The organism is Sphingomonas sp. ABOLE, from assembly GCF_003950455.1.
In the GTDB taxonomy this organism is placed as follows: domain Bacteria; phylum Pseudomonadota; class Alphaproteobacteria; order Sphingomonadales; family Sphingomonadaceae; genus Sphingomonas; species Sphingomonas trueperi.
In genome coordinates this window covers 100,322-120,299 of the sequence record NZ_QQWY01000001.1, presented here as the reverse complement: position 1 = coordinate 120,299, position 19,978 = coordinate 100,322, and the positions used below count along the sequence as shown (strand labels likewise).

Genomic DNA, 19,978 nt, shown 5'->3' with positions numbered 1-19,978 from the left:
TCGGCCGCAGCGGAAACTGACCGCATAACGACACCAGACCTTCCCGCCCGCTACCGCTGCAGGATATCCAGCGCCGCCGCGGTCAGTGCCTCGGTCGCGGTGCTGACCACCGCCTCGGCATCGGGAGCCCATTCGGCGCTGTGGAGCGAGGGCAGCATCGCCTTGCCGCCCTGCGCAGCGTCCCACTTCGCCTGGGGCACGCCGCCCACCCAGAAGATCGTGCTCTGGATGCTCTTGTCGGCGAGCCAGTAGCGGCTGAAATCCTCGCCGCCCATCACTGCCTTGGTCTCGACCACCCGGTCCTTGCCGAAGCGCGTGGTGAACAGCCCCTGCAGCCGCCCCGCGAGCGGTTGGGTGTTGAAGGTGGCCGGGGTATATTCGTCCTTCACCGTCACCACCGGCATCCGGTCCTCCGGCACGCCGGCCGCGATCGCCTCGCCCTTGGCGATGCGCGCGATCCCGTCGAGCAGCTGCTGGCGCGATTCGGGGGTGAAGCTGCGCACGGTGAGCAGCATCGTCACGTCGTTGCCGATGATGTTGTGCTTCGATCCGCCATGGATCGCGCCGACGGTCACCACCGCCGGCTGCTGCGGATCCATCTCGCGGCTGACCAGGGTCTGCAGCGTGGTGACGATCCGCGCGGCGAGCACGATCGGGTCGCGGGTCGTGTGCGGATAGGCGCCGTGGCCGCCTACGCCCTTCACCACGATGTCGACCGAGTCGACGTTTGCCAGCGCATAGCCGGGTGTCACCCCGATCTGCCCGGCGGGCAGGCTGGCGCTGTCGTGGAAGGCGATCGCGTAGCCCGGCTTGGGAAAGCGGGTGAACAGCCCGTCGTCGAGCATCGCCTTGGCGCCGCGCCCGCGCTCCTCGGCGGGCTGGGCGATCATTACCACGGTGCCGTGCCAGCGATCCTTCATCGCCGCGAGGTTGCGCAGCGTGCCGACCCAGCTCGCCATGTGGGTGTCGTGCCCGCAGGCGTGCATCACGCCGCTCTCGATCCCCTCGTCGGTGGTCGCGCGGACCTTGGAGGCGAAGGGCAGCCCGGTATTCTCCACCACCGGCAGCCCGTCCATGTCGGCGCGGATCAGCACGACGGGGCCGGGTCCGTTGCGCAGCACCGCGACCACGCCGGTGCCGCCGACCTTCTCGGTCACCTCATAGCCCGCCTCGCGCGCGGCGGCGGCGAGCTTGGCGGCGGTCTGCACCTCGTGCAGGCTGAGTTCGGGATGGGCGTGGAGGTCGCGGTAGAGCGCCATCAGCTGCTGCATCGCCCTGGCCGTGGCGTCGCGCACCGGATCGGCGGCAGCAGCGGCGGGCGTGCCGAGGCTCATTGCCCCGGCCAGCAGGAAAGACGTGAACATCGGGCCCCCTTTGCGGTCATGGACCCGAGTGTCACGCCTGGCCGCCCGCCTGTCAAACCGCGGGAACGATCTCGATCACGTCGACCTTCGATTCGAACGCCGGATAGGGGATCACCAGCCGCCAGCGCTGGTCGCCGATCCGCTCGCCATAGCCGATCAGGTTGCGCTTGTTGTCGAGCCCGTAGCGAAGCGGTGCGCTGTCGTCGCCCACTTCCAGCGTGCCGAGAAAGGTCACGCGGGCGGTCACGTCGGGGAAGAAATTGCCCTCGGGCCGCTGCAAGCCCCCCTCGATGCGGAAGTGCCGCAGGTCGCCATCCGCGGTGATCGGGCAAGGCCGCCAATCATAGGTGACGATCGCGGTCACCGCGGTGCCGCCGCCGCCCAGCTTGATGGTGCGGCAGCGATAGGCGCCGGCCGGCGGCATCGCCGTGTCCAGCGCCCGATCGGGATCGAACAGCGCAGGGTCGCCCTCGATCAGCTTCACGTCGGCGGCGCGGGCGAGCGGCAGCGCCTCGCTCCACGCCTTGCGCCAGTTGCGCAGCTTGGTGCGATCCGTGTCGGTCGCGATCCGGCGCCAGGGGAGGCGCGTGTCCATCCCCGGCGAGGTCGCCTCGTGATAGACGCTGCAGCCGGCCAGCGCCGCGCCCAGCCCCAAGGCGACCAGGGTGCGCACCATCATTCGGCAGTCCAGCCGCCGTCGATCGAATAGTTCGCGCCGGTGATCTGCGCGGCTTCGTCGCGGCACAGGAACAGGGCCAGCGCGGCCACCTGCTCGGGCAGCACGAACTGCTTGGTCGGCTGGGCATCGAGCAGCACGTCGTTGATCACCTGCTCGCGGGTCAGGCCCCGCGTCTTCATCGTGTCGGGGATCTGGTTCTCGACCAGCGGCGTCCAGACATAGCCCGGCGAGATGCAGTTCACCGTGATGCCGTGGGTCGCCACTTCCAGCGCCGCCGTCTTGGTGAGGCCGGCCAGGCCATGCTTGGCAGTGACATAGGCCGACTTGTTGGGGCTGGCGACCAGGCTGTGCGCGCTGGCGGTGGAGATGATCCGGCCCCATTTGCGCTGCTTCATGCCCGGGATCGCCGCGCGCATCAGGTGGAAGGTCGAGCTGAGATTGATCGCGAGGATCGCGTCCCACTTCTCCAGCGGGAATTCGTCGATCGGCGCGACATGCTGGATGCCGGCGTTGGAGATGACGATGTCGACCGCGCCGAACTCCGCCTCGGCCCGCGCGACCATCGCCGCGATCTGGTCGGGCTTGGTCATGTCGGCGGCGTCGTACAGCGCCTTGCCGCCGCTGGTCTCCGCAAGTGCCGCGCGCTCCTTCTCGATCGCCGCCGCGTCGCCGAAGCCGTTGATCAGCACATTCGCGCCCTCGGCCGCCAGCGCCTTCGCATAGGCGAGGCCGATGCCCGACGTGGACCCGGTGACGATCGCGGACTTGCCCTTGAGGAACATCGGCATACTCCTTTTAACGCTGGGTGAGATCGAAAGCGGCAGTCTTGCCGTCGAGGATGTTCTGCGCGACGAGCCGCGAATTGGCCATGGTTTCGGCGACCGCGATACGGCCGGCCTCCCAATGCTCGTGCATCGTCCGTGTGGAGAATTCGAAGTCGCGCGAGCCGCCTTCCCAGAGCTTCGCGCGGTAGATCAGCTGCACGACATTGACCGGATATTCGGTCACCAGATCGCGCACCGCCTGCACCTCGGGCGCGTCGGCGACATGCTCGGGCAGCTTGTCGAGCAGCCGCCGCACCGTCTCGCGCGCCTTGCGCAGCCGCAGCCGTTCGTCGGAAATGGCGCGGGTGCGGCTGGAGAAACGGATTTCCTTCTCGCGGCCCATCACGTCCATGATCGTGCGCGGGAGTTCGTTTTCCGCGGGGAACAGATCGACCTGGAAGACGAGCATCTCGGCCTCCTGCCGATCGAGGACATGGGTAAGCGGGGTGTTGGAGACGAGTCCCCCGTCCCAATACCAGCAACCGTCGATCTCGACCGGCGGCAGCCCGGGCGGCAACGCACCAGACGCCATGATGTGCCGCGCATCGATGCGTTCGTCGCGCGTATCGAAATAGCGGAAATTGCCGCTGTGCAGATTGACCGCGCCGACCGACAGCCGGACCGGCCCGTCGTTCAGCAGGTCCCAGTCGACCAGCCGGTCCAGCGTCTCGCGCAAGGGACTGGTATCGTAGAAGCTCAGCGCGCCCGGCGTACCCGGCACGGCGAAGGCGGGCGGGATCGGGCGCGGGCGGAAAAAACCGGGAACGCCGCCCAGCATCACCGCGCCGGCGGCCCATTCATGGCTGATCTCGCGCGCCTGGTCGTTCATCGGCAGCGAGAATTCGGGCAGTGCGGAGGTCACCTGCTCCCAGAAGGCGCGGATCGCGCCGAGCCGTTTTTCGGGCGGATTGCCGGCGAACAGCGCGGCATTGACCGCGCCGATCGAAATGCCCGCCACCCAGTCCACGTCGATCGCGGCGGTGGCGAGTTCCTCGATGACCCCGGCCTGGAAACTGCCGAGCGCCCCGCCCCCCTGCAGCACCAGCGCGACGGTATCCGGCAGCGGCATGCCGGGTCCGGCATGGCGGCGACGGTGCGGGCGGGACTCAGCATCGGCCATGCGGTGCGATGTGGCGCATCCCATGCTGCGGAGCAATACGAACCTTGCTAGCGGCACGTGCAACGCGCAGACGATTGGCGCATTGTTACGGCAACCAAATCAAGGGGAGGCCCAATGCGGCTCGACGATCTCGATCCTACCGACAATGCCCGCGATCTCGGCTCGGGCGGCGGCGGCGGCTTTCCGCTGCTCGGCCTGCTGCCGATGTTCCTCGGCCGGGGCATGGGCTGCGGCGGCATCGTGCTGGTGGGCATCATCGCATTGGTGATGTTCGGGCTGGGCGGCGGCGGCGGCATGCTGGGGCAGAGCGGCGGCGGCGGCGGCGGCCGCTCGCCCACCGCGGGCCAGTCCGGCCAGCAGGTCTGCCGCGTCGACGAGCGCCGGCTGGAAGCGTGCCGGGTGATGCGCAGCACCGACGACACCTGGGGCAAGATCTTCCAGGAAATGGGCCGCAGCGACTACAGGCCCGCGACGATCAACTTCTTCAAGGGCGGCGCCAATACCGGCTGCGGCGCGGCGACCTCGGCGGTCGGCCCCTTCTATTGCCCGAGCGACGACGGCGTGTATCTCGACACCGCCTTTTTCGACGAGCTGCAGAACCGCTTCGGCGCCAAGGGCGACTTCGCCCGCGACTATGTAATCGCGCACGAGATGGGCCACCATATCCAGGACCTGCTCGGCACCTCGACCGAAGTATCGCAGGCCCAGGCTCGCGCCTCGAAGACCGAGGGCAACCGCCTGTCGGTGAAGCTCGAACTGCAGGCCGACTGCTATGCCGGCGTCTGGGCGGCGCGCAACCGCGACCGGCTGGAACCCGGCGACATCGAGGAAGGCATGACCGCCGCCAACGCGATCGGCGACGACACGCTGCAGCGCGAGGCGCGAGGTAACGTGGTGCCGGACAGCTTCACCCACGGCACCTCGGCGCAGCGCATGGCCTGGCTCAAGCGCGGCATGGAGACCGGCGACCCGCGCCAGTGCGACACCTTCAACAGCGCGCTCTGATCGTTACTTGACGTCAACCCTTGGCCGCTATTGGATGGCGGCCAAGGGGGACCATCATGCAAGAACAGGCCGAGCGCGGTGCGTTCGAGTTTTACGGCGCGTGGCGCGAATACGCGCCGATCGCGTTCACCAACCTGCTGCTGACCATCGTAACGCTCGGCATCTACAACTTCTGGGGCCGCACGCGGACCCGGCAGTATCTGTGGAGCCGGACGCGCTTCATCGACGACCGACTCGAATGGACCGGCACCGGGCGCGAACTGCTGCTCGGCTATATCGTCGTGATGGTGCTGGTGTTCGTGCCGGTAGCGGGGCTCAACCTGCTGGTCGGCGCGCTGGCGATGCGGGGCACGCCCGAGGGCGCCGCTGCGGCCGGCCTGCTCTTCTTCGGTCTCTACCTGTTCCTGTTCCTGCTGGGCGGCGTCGCGATCTTCCGCGCGCTGCGCTACCGGCTGAGCCGCACCTATTGGCACGGCATCCGCGGCGGCAGCGACGACCAGGGGTTTCGCTACGGTCTTTCCTATCTCTGGCGGATGATGCTGGGCAGCGCCGCGTTCGGCCTGCTGGTGCCCTGGGCGCTGGTCACGCTGTGGAACGAACGCTGGAACGCGATGAGCTTCGGGCCCTATCCGTTTCGCTCCGGCGCCAGCTCGGACGGGCTGATGCGGCGCTATCTGCTGTTCTACCTGCTGCCCGTGGCGCTGGTTATCGGCGGCATCGTGGCCGTGGCGCTCAGCCTGTGGTTCGGTGTGACCCCGCAAACGGCGCCTGGGCCCGTCGCCCCCCCGCTGTTCCTGATCGTCGGCTTCTTCGTGTTCTACCTGCTGTTCCTGGCGCTGTTCGGGCTGATCAGCCTTTCCTTCTACGCCGCCTATTTTCGCCAGGCGATCGGCGCACTGACGCTCGGGCACCTCGAGTTCGAGTTCACCGCGCGTACCAAGGACTGGCTGAAGCTGATGCTCGGCACCGTTGCCCTGGTGGTGTGCACGCTGGGCATCGGCTCGATCTTCATCGGCTATCGCAACTGGGCGTTCTTCATCCGCCACCTGCGCGCTTATGGTACGCTGGATCTCGAGCAGTTCACGCAATCGGACACGCGCGCGCCCGGCCAGGGCGAGGGGCTGTTCGACAGCCTCGACATGGGCGCGTTCTGAGGGAGGGCAACAGGTGGAAACCCGGGTCTGGCATTATGACGGCCGCAGCGGCGAACGGCGCATGCCGGTGCTCGTGCCGAGCGCCGACGAGCGGCGATTCACGCTGCAGGGCGACGGCGCCGATCCGGGCCCCTATGCCTTTGCCGACCTGGAGCCGCACGGCACCTCGCACCATGAGCGCGCCTTCGGCCTGAAGGGTCGGCCGGGCTGGCGGATCACCTTTCTCGAGTTCCCGCCGTCCGAAATCGCGGTGCAGTTGCCCAAGCCGGCACGCTACGGGGCCTGGATCGATCGGTTCGGGCTGTGGCGCTCGGCGGGCGTGCTCGCCATCCTCGCGGTGCTGGTCGTCGCCTTCACGCTCAAGCTGCCGCCGCTACTGGCGCGACTGGTGCCGCAATCGGTGGAGCAGCGGATGGGCCGGCTGATCGTCGGCAATCTGGGCACCTATGCCTGCGCCAGCCCGCAGGGCGACGCCGCACTGAAAGCCCTCGGCGCGCGGCTGCGCCAGGATGGCGACGTGACCATCCGCGTCGTCCATGCGCCGATGATCAACGCCGTCGCCTTTCCCGGCGGGCAGGTGGTGCTGTTCGACGGGCTGATCCAGAACGCCAAGTCGCCGGACGAGGTGGCGGGGGTGCTCGCGCATGAGCTCGGCCATGTCGCCCACCGCGACGGCATGGAGGCACTGATCCGCCAATATGGCCTGCAGCTGCTGCTCGGCGGGTTCGACGGCAATGTCAGCGGCTATGGCAACGCGCTGCTCAACGCCCGCTATTCGCGCAAGGCCGAGGCGGGGGCGGACGGTTATGCGATCGGGCGGCTGCAGGCCGCCAATATCTCCCCGCTGCCGACGGCCGCGCTGTTCGCACGGCTGGCCGAGCAGGACGCGCAGCCCGGCAATGCAGCGGTGATGATGACCTATCTGTCCTCGCACCCGCTATCGACGTCGCGCGAACAGGCGTTCCGGGCGAGCGCCAAACCGGGCGCTGCGTACAAGCCCGCGCTCAGCCCCGAGCAATGGCAGGCGCTGCGCGCGATGTGCGGCGACAACCCGGCGACCGCCCCTTAGGCGAGCGCCGCGATCAGCTTGCCGGCGAGGACCGAGAGGCCCGACACGACAATCGCCGCGCCGAAGACGAGCTGGCTGCTGGGGACGAACCGGCGGACCGGCAGGGCGATGGCTTTCTCGACTTTGCTCATGGCGCCTAGATGCTCCTTCCGGGATGCGATGTCCTATGATCAATCCCGATGGCCGTGATCGGTTCCGTCGCTGGCGGCGAAAGCCGCGAGCGGCTACACCGCCGCCATGATCAAGCTCGCCCATCACCACACGCAAGGCGCCTCCCCCACCATCGTCTTCCTGCCCGGCTATCGTTCCGACATGCAGGGATCGAAGGTGCTGGCGATGGAAGAATGGGCGCGGGCGCGCGGCCAGGCGTTCCTCCGCTTCGACTATGCCGGCTGCGGCGAAAGCCCGGGCGACTTCGAAGACCAGACGCTGGCCAGCTGGCGCGACGACGCACTGCGGATGATCGACACGGTGGTGGAAGGGCCGGTGGTGCTGGTCGGCTCGTCGATGGGCGGCTGGCTGATGCTGCTGGTGGCGCAGGCGCGGCCCGGGCGCGTCGTGGGCATGGTCGGCATCGCCGCCGCGCCCGATTTCACCCGCTGGGGCTTCACCGATGCCGAGAAGGCGACGCTCGCCAAGGAGGGCCGGCTCGAACAGCCGAGCGACTATGGCCCCGAACCGATGGTCACCACCCTCCCCTTCTGGACCTCGGGCGAGGCCAACCTGGTGCTGGAGGCGCCGATCGCCTTTGACGGCCCGGTGCGCCTGCTCCAGGGCCAGCGCGACGCCGAGGTGCCGTGGGAACTGGCGCTGCGGCTCGCCGACACGCTTCGTTCAGACGATGTGCAGGTGACGCTGGTCAAGGGCGGTGACCACCGCCTGTCGCGCGACGCCGACATCCGCCTGCTGCTTAGCGCCACCGAGGACGTATTGATCGCATGCTCTTCCCCCTCCTCCTGCTGATCGCCCAGCAGCAGACCCCCGCCGCCATCGCGCCCAAGGCCGGCCCGGTGCTGCGCGATGCCGAGCGCGCCCGCGCCGCTGCCGCCAAGGCTGCCGCGCCGGTGCCTGCGGGCGAGCCGCCGCGCTTCACCAAGTGCATGGATCTCGCCACCGGCGATCCGGGCGCGGCGATCGACGAGGCGGTGAAATGGGGCACCGACAAGGGCGGCATGTTCGCCCGGCAGTGCCTCGCCGTCGCCTATACCAACCAGGGCCGCTGGGACTCGGCCGCGGCCGCGTTCGAGGAGGCCGCAGGCGAGGCGGAGACCGCGAAGGACGGCGCCCGTGCCGCGGTCTACTGGACCCAGGCGGGCAATGCCTGGCTCGCCGCCAAGAAGCCGCCCAGGGCACGCGCGGCGATCAACGCCGCGCTGGCCAGCGGGCAGCTGAAGGGGCTGGCGCTGGGCGAGGCCTATCTCGACCGCGCCCGCGCCGCTGTCGCCTCCGGCGAGAATGTCGGCGCACGTGCCGATATCGACGTCGCACTTGCCAAGGCCGGCGACGATCCGCTCGCCTGGCTGCTCTCGGCGACGCTCGCGCGGCGAATGAACGACCTGCCGCGTGCGCAGAAGGACATCGCCGAGGCGGTCAAGCGCGCCGGGGATGACGCCGCGGTCCAGATCGAGGCGGGCAACATCGCGGCGGCGAGCGGCGACGAAGCGGGCGCCAAGGCGGCGTGGAACAAGGTCGTCGCCGCCGCGCCGAGCAGCCCGCAAGCCACCGCCGCCCGGGCCGCGCTCGCCCAGTTCGACGCCGCACCGGCCAAGTAGCGGGTGGAACCGAGCGCGGGGCGCCCCTATCTGGCGGGAAACGCCAATCCAGGGAGTGCCCCCGTGAAGTTCCTCCACACCATGATCCGCGTCACCGACCCGGACGCCTCGATCAAGTTCTTCGAGCTGCTGGGCCTCAAGGAGACCCACCGCATCACCAGCGAGAAGGGCCGCTTCACGCTGATCTATCTCGCCACCGAAGCGGACATCGATCCGGCAACCGGCCGCGGCACCGCCGAGGTGGAACTGACCCATAATTGGGATCCGGAAGACTATACCGGCGGCCGCAACTTCGGGCACCTCGCCTTCCAGGTCGACGACATTTACGCAACCTGCCAGCGGCTGCAGGATGCCGGCGTGACGATCAACCGCCCGCCGCGCGACGGCCACATGGCGTTCGTCCGCACGCCCGACAAGATTTCGATCGAGCTGCTCCAGAAGGGCAGCCTGCCCCCGCAGGAGCCCTGGGCGTCGATGCCGAACACCGGCGAGTGGTGAGGCGATGACCGCGCTCCAGATCGTCCGCGTCGCCGCCTTTACCGATAATTATGTCTGGCTCGTCCACGATCCCGTGTCGGGCGAGACGATCGTGGTCGATCCGGGCGACGCGGCGCCGGTGCTGGCGGCGCTGGCCGAACAGGGCTGGCAGCTCTCGGCGATCTGGAACACCCACTGGCATCCCGATCACACCGGCGGCAACGCCGCGCTCAAGGCGGCGACCGGTTGTACCGTGATCGCGCCGGCCGCCGAGGCCGCGAAGATCCCCACCGCCGATCGGCTGGTCGCCGAGGGCGATACGGTGGCGATCGGCGGCCATGTCGCGACGGTGCTGGAAGTGCCGGCCCACACCGCCGGGCACATCGCCTACCACTTTGCCGAAGACGCCCTGGCGTTCGTCGGCGATACGCTGTTCGCGATGGGCTGCGGGCGGCTGTTCGAGGGAACGCCTGAGCAGATGTTCACGGCGATGCAGCGCTTCGCCGCGATGCCCGACGACACCATCGTCTATTGCGCGCACGAATATACGCTGTCGAACGGCCGCTACGCGCTGGTGGCGGAGCCGGACAATGCCGCGATCCGCGACCGCATGGCCGAGGTGGAGCGGCTGCGCGCCGCCGGCGAGGCGACCGTGCCGACCACGATCGCCGCCGAACGCGTGACCAACCCCTTCCTCCGCGCCGCCGATGCGCGCATGCTCGCCGAACGCCGCGCCGCGAAGGATAATTTTGCCGGCTGAGTCGTAGGTCCGGCGAGGAGAGAGACGATGCGCTTCGCCATCACCACTATCATCGGCGCGCTCACGCTCGCCGGCTGCGTCCAGAATGCCGACTATCAGGCCCAGCGCGACGCCCAGGCGCGGCGCGAACTGGCCAGCGCGCTGGGCGACCGGGTGCCGGGCAAGCCGCAGGACTGCATCAACCCCGGCTTCACCGACGGCCCGCAGATCATCGATACGCGCACCCTGGTCTATCGCCAGGGCGCGCGGCTCTATCGCAACGACCTCGCCTCCGAATGCCCGTCGCTGGCGCCGCTGAGCACGGTGATCGTCGAGATCCGCGGCAGCCAGCTCTGCCGCAACGACCAGTTCCGGGTGGTGACGCCGGGGATGAGCATCCCCAGCGGCTATTGCCGGCTGGGCAAGTTCACGCCCTATACCCGGGCGAAGGGGGGCTGAGCAGCCCACCCCCGCGTGCTTACTGCACCTTCAGCTGGTCCAGCGCGAAGGCGAGATACTCCGCATTCTGCTTGTAGCGCTCGAACCGGCCGGACTTGCCGCCATGGCCCGCCTCCATGTTGACGCGGAAGACCAGCGGATTGGCGTCGGTCTTGGTCGCGCGGAGCTTCGCCACCCATTTGGTCGGCTCGTAATATTGTACCTGGCTGTCCCACAAGCCGGTGCCGACATAGAGCGACGGATAGGCCTGCGCCGTCACATTGTCGTAGGGCGAGTAGCTGAGCATATAATCGTAATAGCGCTGCTCGGCGGGGTTGCCCCATTCGTCGAACTCGCCGGTGGTCAGCGGGATCGAGGTGTCGAGCATCGTCGTCACCACGTCGACGAACGGCACCTGCGCGATGATCACGCGATAGTCCTGCGGCGCCATGTTGGCGACCGCGCCCATCAGCAGCCCGCCCGCGCTGCCGCCCATCGCCGCCACCCGGCCCTTGGCGGCATAGCCCTGGTCGACCAGGAAGCGGGTCACGTCGACGAAGTCGGTGAAGCTGTTCTTCTTGTGGAAGATCTTGCCGTCATCATACCATTTGCGGCCCATTTCCTGCCCGCCGCGGATATGCGCGATGGCATAGACCATGCCGCGATCCAGCATGCTCGGCAGCGTCGGATTGAAGCTCGGATCGGTCGAATAGCCGTAGCTGCCATAAGCGTACTGGAACAGCGCCGCCGTGCCGTTCTTCCGGAAGGTCTTGGCATGGACGAGGCTGACCGGCACCCTGGTGCCGTCGCGCGCCGTGGCCCAGACGCGCTCCGTCACATATCTGGAAGCGTCATAGCCCGGTACCGGCTGCACCTTCAGCACCGTCCGTTTGCCGGTCGCGGCATCGACTTCGTAGGTGGTGGTCGGCGTGACCAGCGAGCCATAGGTGTAGCGCAGCACCGGGCTGGCCGGGTCCTCGTTGGTGCCGAGGTCCATGACATAGGCGGGCTCGTCCGCGGTCACGAAGCTGCTCTTGCCGGCCGGGGTCAGCATCCGCAGCCGCTTGTTGCCGCCCGAGCGCTCCTCGATGGCGAGAAAGCGATCGAAGGGCTGGAAATTCTCGATGAACACCGTGTCGCTGGTCGGCACGAGATCGGCCCAGCCGGCGCGCCCCGCCGCGGCCTTCGCATCCGGCACCACCATGATCCGATAGTTGGGTGCCTGCCAGTTGGTGCGGATGATCCAGCGCCCGCCCAGGTGATCGGCATTGTAGAGGAAGTCCCGCGCGCGCGGCGCGACCGGCGTGAAGGCAACCGGATTGGCGGCCGGCGCGCAGCGCTGCTCGTCGCTCACGGTCGAATGGAGGTTGATGCAGATATAGCGCTCGTCGGTCGTGGCGCCGATGCTCATGTAGAAGGTGTCGTCCTTCTCGGTATAGACGAGCCGGTCGGCCGAGGCGGGGGTGCCGAGCACATGCGCCTTCACCCGCGTGCCGAGCAGCGTGACCGGGTCCTTCTCGACATAGAAGATCGTCTTGCCGTCCGCCGACCACACCAGCCCGGCCTCGATATTGGGCACCGTGTCGGCGAGCAGCGTGCCCGTGGCGATGTCCTTCACCTTCAGCACATATTGCCGGCGGCCGACGGTGTCCTCGGCCCAGGCGATGCGGGCGTTGTCGGGGCTTACCCGCCAGTTGCCGATCTGGAAGAAGCCCTTGCCCTTGGCCATCGCCGGCTGGTCGAACAGCACCTGCTCGGGCGCCGCCATGCTGCCCTTGCGGCGCGCAACCACCGGATAGTCGGCGCCGGTATCGAAGCGGGTATAATAGAAATAGCCGTGCTTGGCGTAGGGGACGCTCGCGTCGTCCTGTTTGATGTGGCCGATGATCTCGCGGTACAGCGTGTCCGCCATCGGCTTGGTCGGCGCCAGCACCGCATCGGCATAGGCGTTCTCGGCGGCGAGATAGGCGAGCATCTCGGGATTCTTCCGGGTGTCGTCGCGGAGCCAGTAATAGGGGTCCTCGCGCGTCGCGCCGAAGGGGGCCTTGACGGTGTAGGGCTTCTTCGCGGCGACCGGCGGCGTAGGCGCGGCGGTCTGGGCGAGGAGCGGCGCTGCGGCGGCGCCGGCCAGCAGCGTGGCGAGGATGAGCTTGTGCATGGAGTCCCCCGGGATCAAGTCGATGGGAGAACCTGCCAGAACGCTACACTACTGCAAGCCCCTCCTCCTTGGAGGAGGGGTTGGGGGTGGAGGGATTCCAGAACGGAACTTAGTCTCGGTGAGACACTGCCCCACCCCAAACCCCTCCCCTAAAGGGGAGGGGCTTACGTCCGTTTACAGCACGTAGCGGCTCAGATCCGTGTTCCGCGCCACGCTGGCCAGCTGCTTGTCGACATAGGCCGCGTCGATGACCACGGCGCTGCCGCTGCGGTCCTCGGCCTCGAAGCTGACTTCCTCGAGCAGCTTCTCCATCACCGTCTGCAGCCTGCGGGCGCCGATATTCTCCACCTCGGCATTCACCTCGGCGGCGATCTTCGCGACCGCTCGGATGCCGTCCTCGGTAAAGTCGATCGAGACGCCCTCGGTGCCGAGCAGCGCGGCATATTGCCGCACCAGGCTCGCCTTGGTGTCGGAGAGGATCGCGACGAAATCCTCCTCGGTCAGCGCCTTGAGCTCCACCCGGATCGGCAGGCGGCCCTGCAGCTCGGGCAGCAGGTCGCTGGGCTTGGCGACGTGGAACGCGCCGGAGGCGATGAACAGGATATGGTCCGTCTTCATCGGGCCGTATTTGGTCGCCACCGTGGTGCCCTCGATCAGCGGCAGCAGGTCGCGCTGCACGCCCTCGCGGCTCACCGATCCGCCGCGCACGTCGGACACGGCTATCTTGTCGATCTCGTCGAGGAAGACGATCCCGTTCGCCTCGGCGTCCGCCAGCGCCACCCGGCTGACCTCGTCCTGGTCGAGGCGCTTGTCGGCCTCTTCCTCGACGAGCTTCTCCCAGGCGGAGCGGACATTGAGCTTGCGGCGCTTGAGCGGCGTGCCGGTCAGGCCCTTCATCATCTCCGACAGGTTGATCATCTGCGGCGCGCCGCCGGGGATGTCGAACGGCATCTGCGGCGCCTGCTCGACCTCGATCTCGACTTCGGTGTTGTCGAGCAGCCCTTCGTTGAAGCGCTGCTTGAACGCCTCGCGAGTCGCGGTGCTCGAATCCTTGCCGGTCAGCGCATCCAGCAGCCGGCCCATCGCCGCCTCCTCGGCCTTGTCCTTCACCGCGGAACGGCGACGCTCCTTCTCGAGTCGGATCGCTTCCTCGACCAGATCGCGGGCGATCTGCTCGACGTCGCGGCCGACATAGCCGACCTCGGTGAACTTGGTCGCCTCCACCTTCACGAAGGGCGCATCGGCGAGCTTGGCGAGGCGACGGCTGATCTCGGTCTTGCCGCAGCCGGTGGGCCCGATCATCAGGATGTTCTTCGGCGTCACCTCGTCGCGCAGATCCGCGCTGAGCTGCTGCCGGCGCCAGCGGTTGCGCAGGGCCACGGCGACGGCCTTCTTGGCGTCCTTCTGGCCGATGATGTGCGCGTCGAGCGCGGCGACGATCGTCTTGGGGGTGAGGTTCTGGTTCATTTTGTACTCGTTCCCCTCCCGCTTGCGGGAGGAGCTAGGGGTGGGCGCCCGCCATCCGCGAGCGATGTCTTTGGAGGCGAGCGAGGGCCCACCCCCGGCCCCTCCCGCACGCGGGAGGGGAGAAGAAGTCAGTTCGCGCTGTCCAGCGACTCCACGGTCAGCCGGTCGTTGGTGTAGACGCACAGCTCGCCGGCGATCGCCATCGCCTTGCGCGCGACCACTTCGGCATCGGGCTCGTACTCGATCAGCGCGCGCGCCGCGGACAGCGCGAAATTGCCGCCCGAGCCGATCGCCGCGACGGTGCCATGCTCGTGCGCCTCGGGCTCGAGCACGTCGCCATTGCCGGTGACCACCAGCGTGACGTCCTTGTCGGCGACGAGCAGCATCGCCTCCAGGTTGCGGAGATATTTGTCGGTCCGCCAGTCCTTGGCGAGCTCCACCGCCGCGCGCAGCAGCTGGCCGTGGTGCCGCTCCAGCTTGGCCTCGAGCCGCTCGAACAGGGTGAAGGCATCGGCGGTGGCACCGGCAAAGCCCGCGATCACCTTGCCGTCGCCCAGCGGACGCACTTTCCGCGCATTAGGCTTCATCACGGTGTTGCCGGCCGAAACCTGGCCGTCGCCCGCAATCACCACTTTTCCCGATTTGCGCACGGAGAGGATCGTCGTGCCGTGCCACGCAGCGTTCTTGTCACTCATGGACGCGCATATGGGTGGCGGGTGCGGGCGTGCAAAGGGGGAGTTCCCCTAAGGCCGCGCAAGCGCAACGATCCGGCGATTTCGTGATTGCTTGGGTGTGGCTTGGTCGGGGCGACAGGATTCGAACCTGCGACCCCCACACCCCCAGTGTGATGCGCTACCAGGCTGCGCTACGCCCCGACCGAGGGTGCGCCCTGTATGCCGCTTGGGGGCGGGACGCAACCCCCAAAGCGCGCAAGCTCAGCGATCCAGCGCTTCCAGCCCCATCGCGATCGCGCCGAGCGGCCCCGCCATGTCGCCCAGCCCCGGCGGACCGACCCGCTCGTCGAGCTCGGCGGAGTAGCCCGCCAGCGCGCCATAGCCGTTGATGCTTGCCGCCACTTTCGCCCGCACCGCGCCGAACAGCTGCGGCCGCCGGGTCATCACCCCGCCGCCGATCGCGATCCGCTCGGGCGCGAGGCTGACGATCAGGTTGTGGAGCAGCGCCGCCAGGTCATGCGCGAAATAGTCCCATTCGGGCGCGTCGTCGGCGACGTCCTGCCCCGGCCGGCCGAATCGGGCGGCCAGCGCCGGGCCGGAGAGCAGCCCCTCGGCACAATCGCCATGGTACGGACACCAGCCCTGGAACGTGTCGCCGGGCGCGCGGGCCGAGCGCATATGCCCCGCCTCGCCATGCGCATAGCCCATGATCGGCCGGCCATTGGCGACCAGCCCCACGCCCACCCCGGTGCCGATGGTGATGTACGCGTGGGTCGAAAGCCCCGCCGAAGCACCCCAGCGCGCCTCCGCCAGCGCCGCACCGTTGACATCGGTCTGGATCGCCAGCGGCTTGCCGTAGCGCGCGGAGAGGCGCCGCGTAAGATCGGTGTCGTTCCAGCCGGGCTTGGTCGTCGCGATGATCGAGCCGAAATTGGGCCGCGCCGGGTTGAGTTCGATCGGCCCGAAGCTGGCGATGCCAATCGCGTCGAAGGACCAGCTATCGAGCACCGCTTCGAGTCCGGCGAGCGTGGTCGCCGGATCGGTGGTCGGCACAACATGCTGTTCGCGCACGTCGCCCGGGCCGCTGCCCAAAGTGGCGACGCATTTGGTGCCGCCCAGTTCGAGGCCGGCAATCGAAAGGTTCGCAGTCATGCAACCGCGCTAGCGCCCCGCGCCGCGCGGGGGAAGCCCGTCTGCGCTCACCGATCGCGCGGATGCATATACTCGCTGAGGGTGACAAACGCGAGCGCGAGCGTGAAAACGCCCATCGCTCCCATCACCATGTACAGATAGTTGCTGCCAATGACGTCGAGCATTTCCGCCTCCATCAAGAAGAGCGGAAATATCCCGTATTTACCCGGCCTTTACTTTGACGACGGTCAAATTCTAGTTTCCTGCCGGGAGGTGCGTATGTATGGAAAGGATTGCGCACAAGCATCGGAGTTTATGACAGATAGGCCCGCCCACGATCCCACGGCGATGGCGCTTCTGTTCGAGGCGTCGACGGATCGCGGCGTGCTGCTGCTCGACGTCGACGGCCGGATCGCCAGCTGGAGCCGCGGCGTCGAGCTGCTCGACGGCTGGACGCCTGCCGACCTTACAGGCGCCGACGTCGCGCTCCATTACCCCCCGGCAGAAGCCAAGGCCGCCAAGCCCGCGCGCGACCTGGAACGCGCCCGCGCCGCCGGCCGGCTGATCGAGGAAGGCTGGCGCGTCCGCCGCGACGGCAGTGAATATCTGGCGGAAATCCAGCTCTCCGCGCTCGTCGACGCCGACGGCCGCTTGCACGGCTATGCCGAGGTGTTCCGCGACATCACCGATCACAAGGCCTCGCAGACCGCGCTCGCCGGCAGCGCGCTCCACCTGCGCTCGATCCTCGCCACCGTGCCCTCGGCGATGGTGGTGATCGATGCCCAGGGCACCATGCTCTCGTTCAGCGCCGCTGCCGAGCGGCTGTTCGGCTGGACGGAAGCGGAGGTGATCGGCCGCAACGTCAGCATGCTGATGCCCGCCCCCGACGCGCAGCTGCACGACTCCTATCTCGCCCGCTACCTCACCACCGGCGAGCGCCGGGTGATCGGCATCGGCCGCATCGTCGTCGGCCAGCGGCGCGACGGCACCGATTTCCCGATGGAATTGCAGGTCGGCGAGGCGAGCAGCGAGGGGCAGCGGATCTTCACCGGCTTCATCCGCGATCTGACCGACGAGCAGCGCTCCCAGCTCCGCCTCAAGGAGCTTCAGTCCGAGCTGATCCACGTCTCGCGGCTCTCGGCGATGGGCACCATGGCCTCGACACTCGCGCACGAGCTCAACCAGCCACTGACCGCCATCGCCAATTATCTCGAAGCCGGGCGCAACCTGATGGCGCGCGACAGCGATGATCCCGAGGATCAGGCGATGATCCAGGAAGCGATGGCAGAATCGGTCAAGGAGGCGCTGCGGGCGGGCAACATCGTCCGGCGGCTGCGCGAGTTCGTCGCGCGCGGCGAGGCGGACATGGGGCTGGTCGACCTGCCGCGGCTGATCGACGAGGCCAGCCGGCTGGCGCTCACCGGGTCGCGCGAGCTGGGCGTGCGCGCCTTCTACGCGCTCGATCCGCGCGCCACCGCGGTGCTGTGCGACCGGGTGCAGATCCAGCAGGTGCTGGTCAACCTGATCCGCAACGCGATCGAGGCAATGGCGGAGAGCCCGGTGCGCGAGATCACCATCGGATCGGAGGTCGCCCCGCGCAACCTGGTCCGCGTCTGGGTGGCCGATACCGGCCCCGGCATCGTGCCCGAACAGGCGCCGCGGCTGTTCCAGGCCTTCGCCACCACCAAGGAGCGCGGCATGGGCCTCGGCCTCTCGATCTGCCGCACCATCGTCGAGGCGCATGGCGGCCGCATCTGGGCCGAGCCGCGCGACGAAGGGGGCACCATCTTCAACTTCACCCTGATGTCCGCACACGAGGAACCCGCATGAGCGACCGCAAGCGCATCCACCTGGTCGACGACGAGGAATCGGTCCGCCGTTCGACGAGCTTCATGCTGCGCACCTCGGGCTATGACGTCGACACCTATGGCTCGGGCGTCGATTTCCTGGGCAGGGTGGGCGGCGCCAAGCCCGGCTGCATCCTGCTCGACGTACGCATGCCAGAGATGGACGGGATCGAGGTCCAGGCGGAACTTGCCAGGCGCGGCGTCAAGCTGCCGGTGATCGTGCTGACCGGCCACGGCGATGTCGGCACCGCAGTGGCGGCGATGAAGGGCGGCGCGATCGACTTTCTCGAAAAGCCGTTCGAGAAGGATGCATTGGTCGAAGCCCTCGAACGCGGCTTTGAGCGGCTGGAGGAGGGCGATGCCGCGCTTGCCAGCCGCGCGGAGGCCGAGCGGCGCATCGCCTTGCTCTCCCCGCGCGAGAAGGACGTGCTGCGCGGGCTGGTGCGCGGGCATCCCAACAAGACCATCGCCTATGACCTGGGCATCTCGCCGCGCACGGTAGAGGTCCACCGCGCCAACGCCATGGCCAAGCTGGAGGCGCGCAGCCTGTCCGAAGCGCTGCGGCTCGCCTTCGCCGTCGGGCTGGACGACGACTAGGGCAGCACGCCTGTCCCACCCCGGTCAACGCAAGCGGCTGGCAAGATGCGCCGCCGCGTGTATGGTCGATGGGTTTGCTGGCCGCGATTCCGCCGGCGATGGGGACTATCGACTTCAGAATGACTCATTTCCCGATCGGCATTTTCGGGGTGCTGGCGATTTTGGGCATCGCCTTCCTGCTTTCCAGCAATCGCCGGGCGATCCGCCTGCGCGTCGTCGGACCCGCCTTTCTGCTCCAGGCCGGCCTGGCGGTCATCGTACTTCGGACCGGCTGGGGCCAGGTAGCGCTGCACAGCATGGCGAACGGCGTCTCGGCGCTGCTTGGCTATGCCAGCGCGGGCACCCAGCTGCTGTTCGGCAATCTCGCCAAGCCCGAGCTGGGCGGCCAGAGCCTCGCCATCGCCGCATTGCCGGTGATCATCTTCTTCGCCGCGCTCGTCTCGATCCTCTACCATGTCGGCATCATGCAGCTGGTGGTGCGCTGGATCGGCGGCGCGATTGAGAAGGTGACCGGGGTCAGCAAGGTCGAATCGCTCTGCGCGGCGGCGAACATCTTCGTCGGCCAGAGCGAGGCGCCACTGGTGATCCGGCCCTATCTGGCCCGCCTCACCCCCTCGCAGGTCTTCGCGGTGATGAGCGTCGGCATGGCGGGCGTCGCGGGGACGATCCTCGCCGCCTATGCCAGCCTGCTCGGGCCGGCCTCGCTCCCCTACCTCCTCGCAGCCTCGTTCATGGCGGCACCGGGCGGACTGATGATGGCCAAGATCATCATGCCGGACGAGCCCGCCGTCGTCGACGCGCCGATGTCCGGCGAGGACGAGGTGATCCGCGTCGCCGAGGAGGATTTCCAGGAGGAGCGCGCCGCCAACATCATCATGGCGGCGGCCAATGGTGCTTCGACCGGCGTGAAGATCGCGGTGGCGGTCGGCGCGATGGTGCTCGCCTTCGTCGCGCTGGTGGCGCTGGCCAACGGGCTGCTCGGCATGGTCGGCGGCTGGTTCGGCTATCCGCACCTCAGCTTCCAGGCGATCATCGGGGCGATCTTCGCGCCGGTGATGTACCTGCTCGGCATCTCCTGGCACGAGTCGCTCACGGCCGGGGGGCTGTTCGGCACCAAGGTGGTGCTCAACGAATTCGTCGGCTTCATCGAGCTCGGCAAGGCAACCGACCTCGCGCCGCGCTCCAAGGCGATCATCACCTTTGCCTTGTGCGGCTTCGCCAATTTCAGCTCGATCGCGATCCAGATGGCGACCACCGGCAGCCTCGCGCCCAACCAGCGCCCGGTGATTGCGCGGCTGGGGATCAAGGCGCTGATCGCGGGCAGCCTCGCGAACCTGATGTCGGCCGCGCTGGCTGGGTTGCTGCTGCCGTAATTCCTAGTGCTCCTGCGAAAGCAGGAGCCCAGGGTAGGAGAGCAAGTCGCCCGCGACCCTGGGCCCCTGCTTTCGGAGGGGCACGGAGGT

Annotated in this window: 20 protein-coding genes and 1 tRNA gene; 11 read left to right on the top strand and 10 right to left on the bottom strand. The window is 68.2% G+C overall.

Going from position 1 to position 19,978, the window contains the following annotated elements; translation table 11 throughout:
• Window positions 1-50: 50 nt before the first annotated feature.
• Genes CA234_RS00590 through CA234_RS00575 form a run of 4 tightly spaced genes read right to left on the bottom strand, consistent with a single transcriptional unit; the run spans window position 51 to window position 3,987 of the window.
• Window positions 51-1,364 carry an amidohydrolase gene (locus tag CA234_RS00590; RefSeq protein ID WP_126000631.1) on the bottom strand — a complete coding sequence of 438 codons (1,314 nt, stop codon included), beginning with the start codon at window positions 1,362-1,364 and terminating at the stop codon, window positions 51-53.
• Between the two features lie 52 nt (window positions 1,365-1,416).
• Window positions 1,417-2,043 carry a DUF4893 domain-containing protein gene (locus CA234_RS00585; RefSeq protein ID WP_125975985.1) on the bottom strand — a complete coding sequence of 209 codons (627 nt, stop codon included), beginning with the start codon at window positions 2,041-2,043 and terminating at the stop codon, window positions 1,417-1,419.
• The gene (locus CA234_RS00580) at window positions 2,040-2,825 is read right to left on the bottom strand and encodes a 3-hydroxybutyrate dehydrogenase (protein ID WP_125975987.1); all 786 of its coding nucleotides are present in this window, start codon (window positions 2,823-2,825) and stop codon (window positions 2,040-2,042) included. Before CA234_RS00580 ends, CA234_RS00585 begins: the two co-directional genes overlap by 4 nt.
• A gap of 13 nt (window positions 2,826-2,838) precedes the next feature.
• Complete coding sequence (locus tag CA234_RS00575; RefSeq protein ID WP_125975989.1) at window positions 2,839-3,987, bottom strand: patatin-like phospholipase family protein; 1,149 nt, start codon at window positions 3,985-3,987, stop codon at window positions 2,839-2,841.
• A 114-nt stretch (window positions 3,988-4,101) separates the two neighbouring features.
• On the opposite strand from CA234_RS00575, the gene CA234_RS00570 reads away from it, so the two are divergent.
• The 3 genes from CA234_RS00570 to CA234_RS00560 are packed head-to-tail and all read left to right on the top strand — an operon-like array spanning window position 4,102 to window position 7,215.
• Window positions 4,102-4,992: a neutral zinc metallopeptidase gene (locus CA234_RS00570; RefSeq protein ID WP_126000630.1), complete on the top strand. Its 891-nt coding sequence runs from the start codon at window positions 4,102-4,104 to the stop codon at window positions 4,990-4,992.
• Window positions 4,993-5,048: 56 nt separating this feature from the next.
• Window positions 5,049-6,146 carry a YjgN family protein gene (locus CA234_RS00565; RefSeq protein WP_126000629.1) on the top strand — a complete coding sequence of 366 codons (1,098 nt, stop codon included), beginning with the start codon at window positions 5,049-5,051 and terminating at the stop codon, window positions 6,144-6,146.
• A gap of 13 nt (window positions 6,147-6,159) precedes the next feature.
• Window positions 6,160-7,215, top strand: coding sequence for a M48 family metallopeptidase (locus CA234_RS00560; RefSeq protein ID WP_126000628.1), 1,056 nt, complete (start codon window positions 6,160-6,162; stop codon window positions 7,213-7,215).
• On the opposite strand, the gene CA234_RS25120 is transcribed toward CA234_RS00560, so the two are convergent.
• Complete coding sequence (locus tag CA234_RS25120; RefSeq protein ID WP_277600107.1) at window positions 7,212-7,346, bottom strand: hypothetical protein; 135 nt, start codon at window positions 7,344-7,346, stop codon at window positions 7,212-7,214. The two genes, CA234_RS00560 and CA234_RS25120, sit on opposite strands and share 4 nt — an antisense overlap.
• Window positions 7,347-7,452: 106 nt before the next feature.
• On the opposite strand from CA234_RS25120, the gene CA234_RS00555 reads away from it, so the two are divergent.
• The 5 genes from CA234_RS00555 (at window position 7,453) to CA234_RS00535 (ending at window position 10,662) form a co-directional block, all read left to right on the top strand.
• Window positions 7,453-8,178, top strand: coding sequence for an alpha/beta hydrolase (locus tag CA234_RS00555; protein WP_126000627.1), 726 nt, complete (start codon window positions 7,453-7,455; stop codon window positions 8,176-8,178).
• Window positions 8,154-8,987 carry a hypothetical protein gene (locus CA234_RS00550; protein WP_125975999.1) on the top strand — a complete coding sequence of 278 codons (834 nt, stop codon included), beginning with the start codon at window positions 8,154-8,156 and terminating at the stop codon, window positions 8,985-8,987. Before CA234_RS00555 ends, CA234_RS00550 begins: the two co-directional genes overlap by 25 nt.
• A gap of 63 nt (window positions 8,988-9,050) precedes the next feature.
• Entirely contained in the window at window positions 9,051-9,485 is a 435-nt protein-coding gene (locus CA234_RS00545) for a VOC family protein (protein WP_126000626.1), read from the top strand.
• 4 nt (window positions 9,486-9,489) lie between these two features.
• Window positions 9,490-10,224 (top strand): hydroxyacylglutathione hydrolase, encoded by a 735-nt coding sequence (gene gloB, locus CA234_RS00540; protein ID WP_126000625.1) that lies wholly within the window; start codon window positions 9,490-9,492, stop codon window positions 10,222-10,224.
• 27 nt (window positions 10,225-10,251) lie between these two features.
• A complete protein-coding gene (locus CA234_RS00535; protein WP_126000624.1) occupies window positions 10,252-10,662 on the top strand; it encodes a hypothetical protein in 411 nt (136 codons plus the stop codon).
• A gap of 19 nt (window positions 10,663-10,681) precedes the next feature.
• Here the strand turns inward: CA234_RS00535 and CA234_RS00530 are convergent, their stop codons facing one another.
• From CA234_RS00530 to CA234_RS00510, 5 genes are all read right to left on the bottom strand, one after another.
• Complete coding sequence (locus CA234_RS00530; protein WP_126000623.1) at window positions 10,682-12,799, bottom strand: S9 family peptidase; 2,118 nt, start codon at window positions 12,797-12,799, stop codon at window positions 10,682-10,684.
• Window positions 12,800-12,973: 174 nt separating this feature from the next.
• Window positions 12,974-14,266, bottom strand: a complete 1,293-nt coding sequence (gene hslU / locus CA234_RS00525; RefSeq protein WP_019370201.1) for an ATP-dependent protease ATPase subunit HslU — start codon at window positions 14,264-14,266, stop codon at window positions 12,974-12,976.
• Window positions 14,267-14,394: 128 nt separating this feature from the next.
• Window positions 14,395-14,961: an ATP-dependent protease subunit HslV gene (hslV, locus tag CA234_RS00520; RefSeq protein ID WP_126000622.1), complete on the bottom strand. Its 567-nt coding sequence runs from the start codon at window positions 14,959-14,961 to the stop codon at window positions 14,395-14,397.
• A 103-nt stretch (window positions 14,962-15,064) separates the two neighbouring features.
• A tRNA-Pro gene (locus tag CA234_RS00515) sits at window positions 15,065-15,141 on the bottom strand.
• 60 nt (window positions 15,142-15,201) lie between these two features.
• A complete protein-coding gene (locus CA234_RS00510; protein ID WP_125976011.1) occupies window positions 15,202-16,092 on the bottom strand; it encodes an ROK family protein in 891 nt (296 codons plus the stop codon).
• Between the two features lie 294 nt (window positions 16,093-16,386).
• Here CA234_RS00510 and CA234_RS00505 point away from each other — a divergent pair, with 294 nt between their 5' ends.
• From CA234_RS00505 to CA234_RS00495, 3 genes are all read left to right on the top strand, one after another.
• Window positions 16,387-17,901, top strand: a complete 1,515-nt coding sequence (locus tag CA234_RS00505; protein ID WP_164521668.1) for a PAS domain S-box protein — start codon at window positions 16,387-16,389, stop codon at window positions 17,899-17,901.
• Entirely contained in the window at window positions 17,898-18,515 is a 618-nt protein-coding gene (locus CA234_RS00500; protein ID WP_125976015.1) for a response regulator, read from the top strand. The genes CA234_RS00505 and CA234_RS00500 overlap by 4 nt, the downstream gene beginning before the upstream one ends.
• 119 nt (window positions 18,516-18,634) lie before the next feature.
• Complete coding sequence (locus CA234_RS00495) at window positions 18,635-19,888, top strand: nucleoside transporter C-terminal domain-containing protein (RefSeq protein WP_125976017.1); 1,254 nt, start codon at window positions 18,635-18,637, stop codon at window positions 19,886-19,888.
• Window positions 19,889-19,978: the final 90 nt, after the last annotated feature.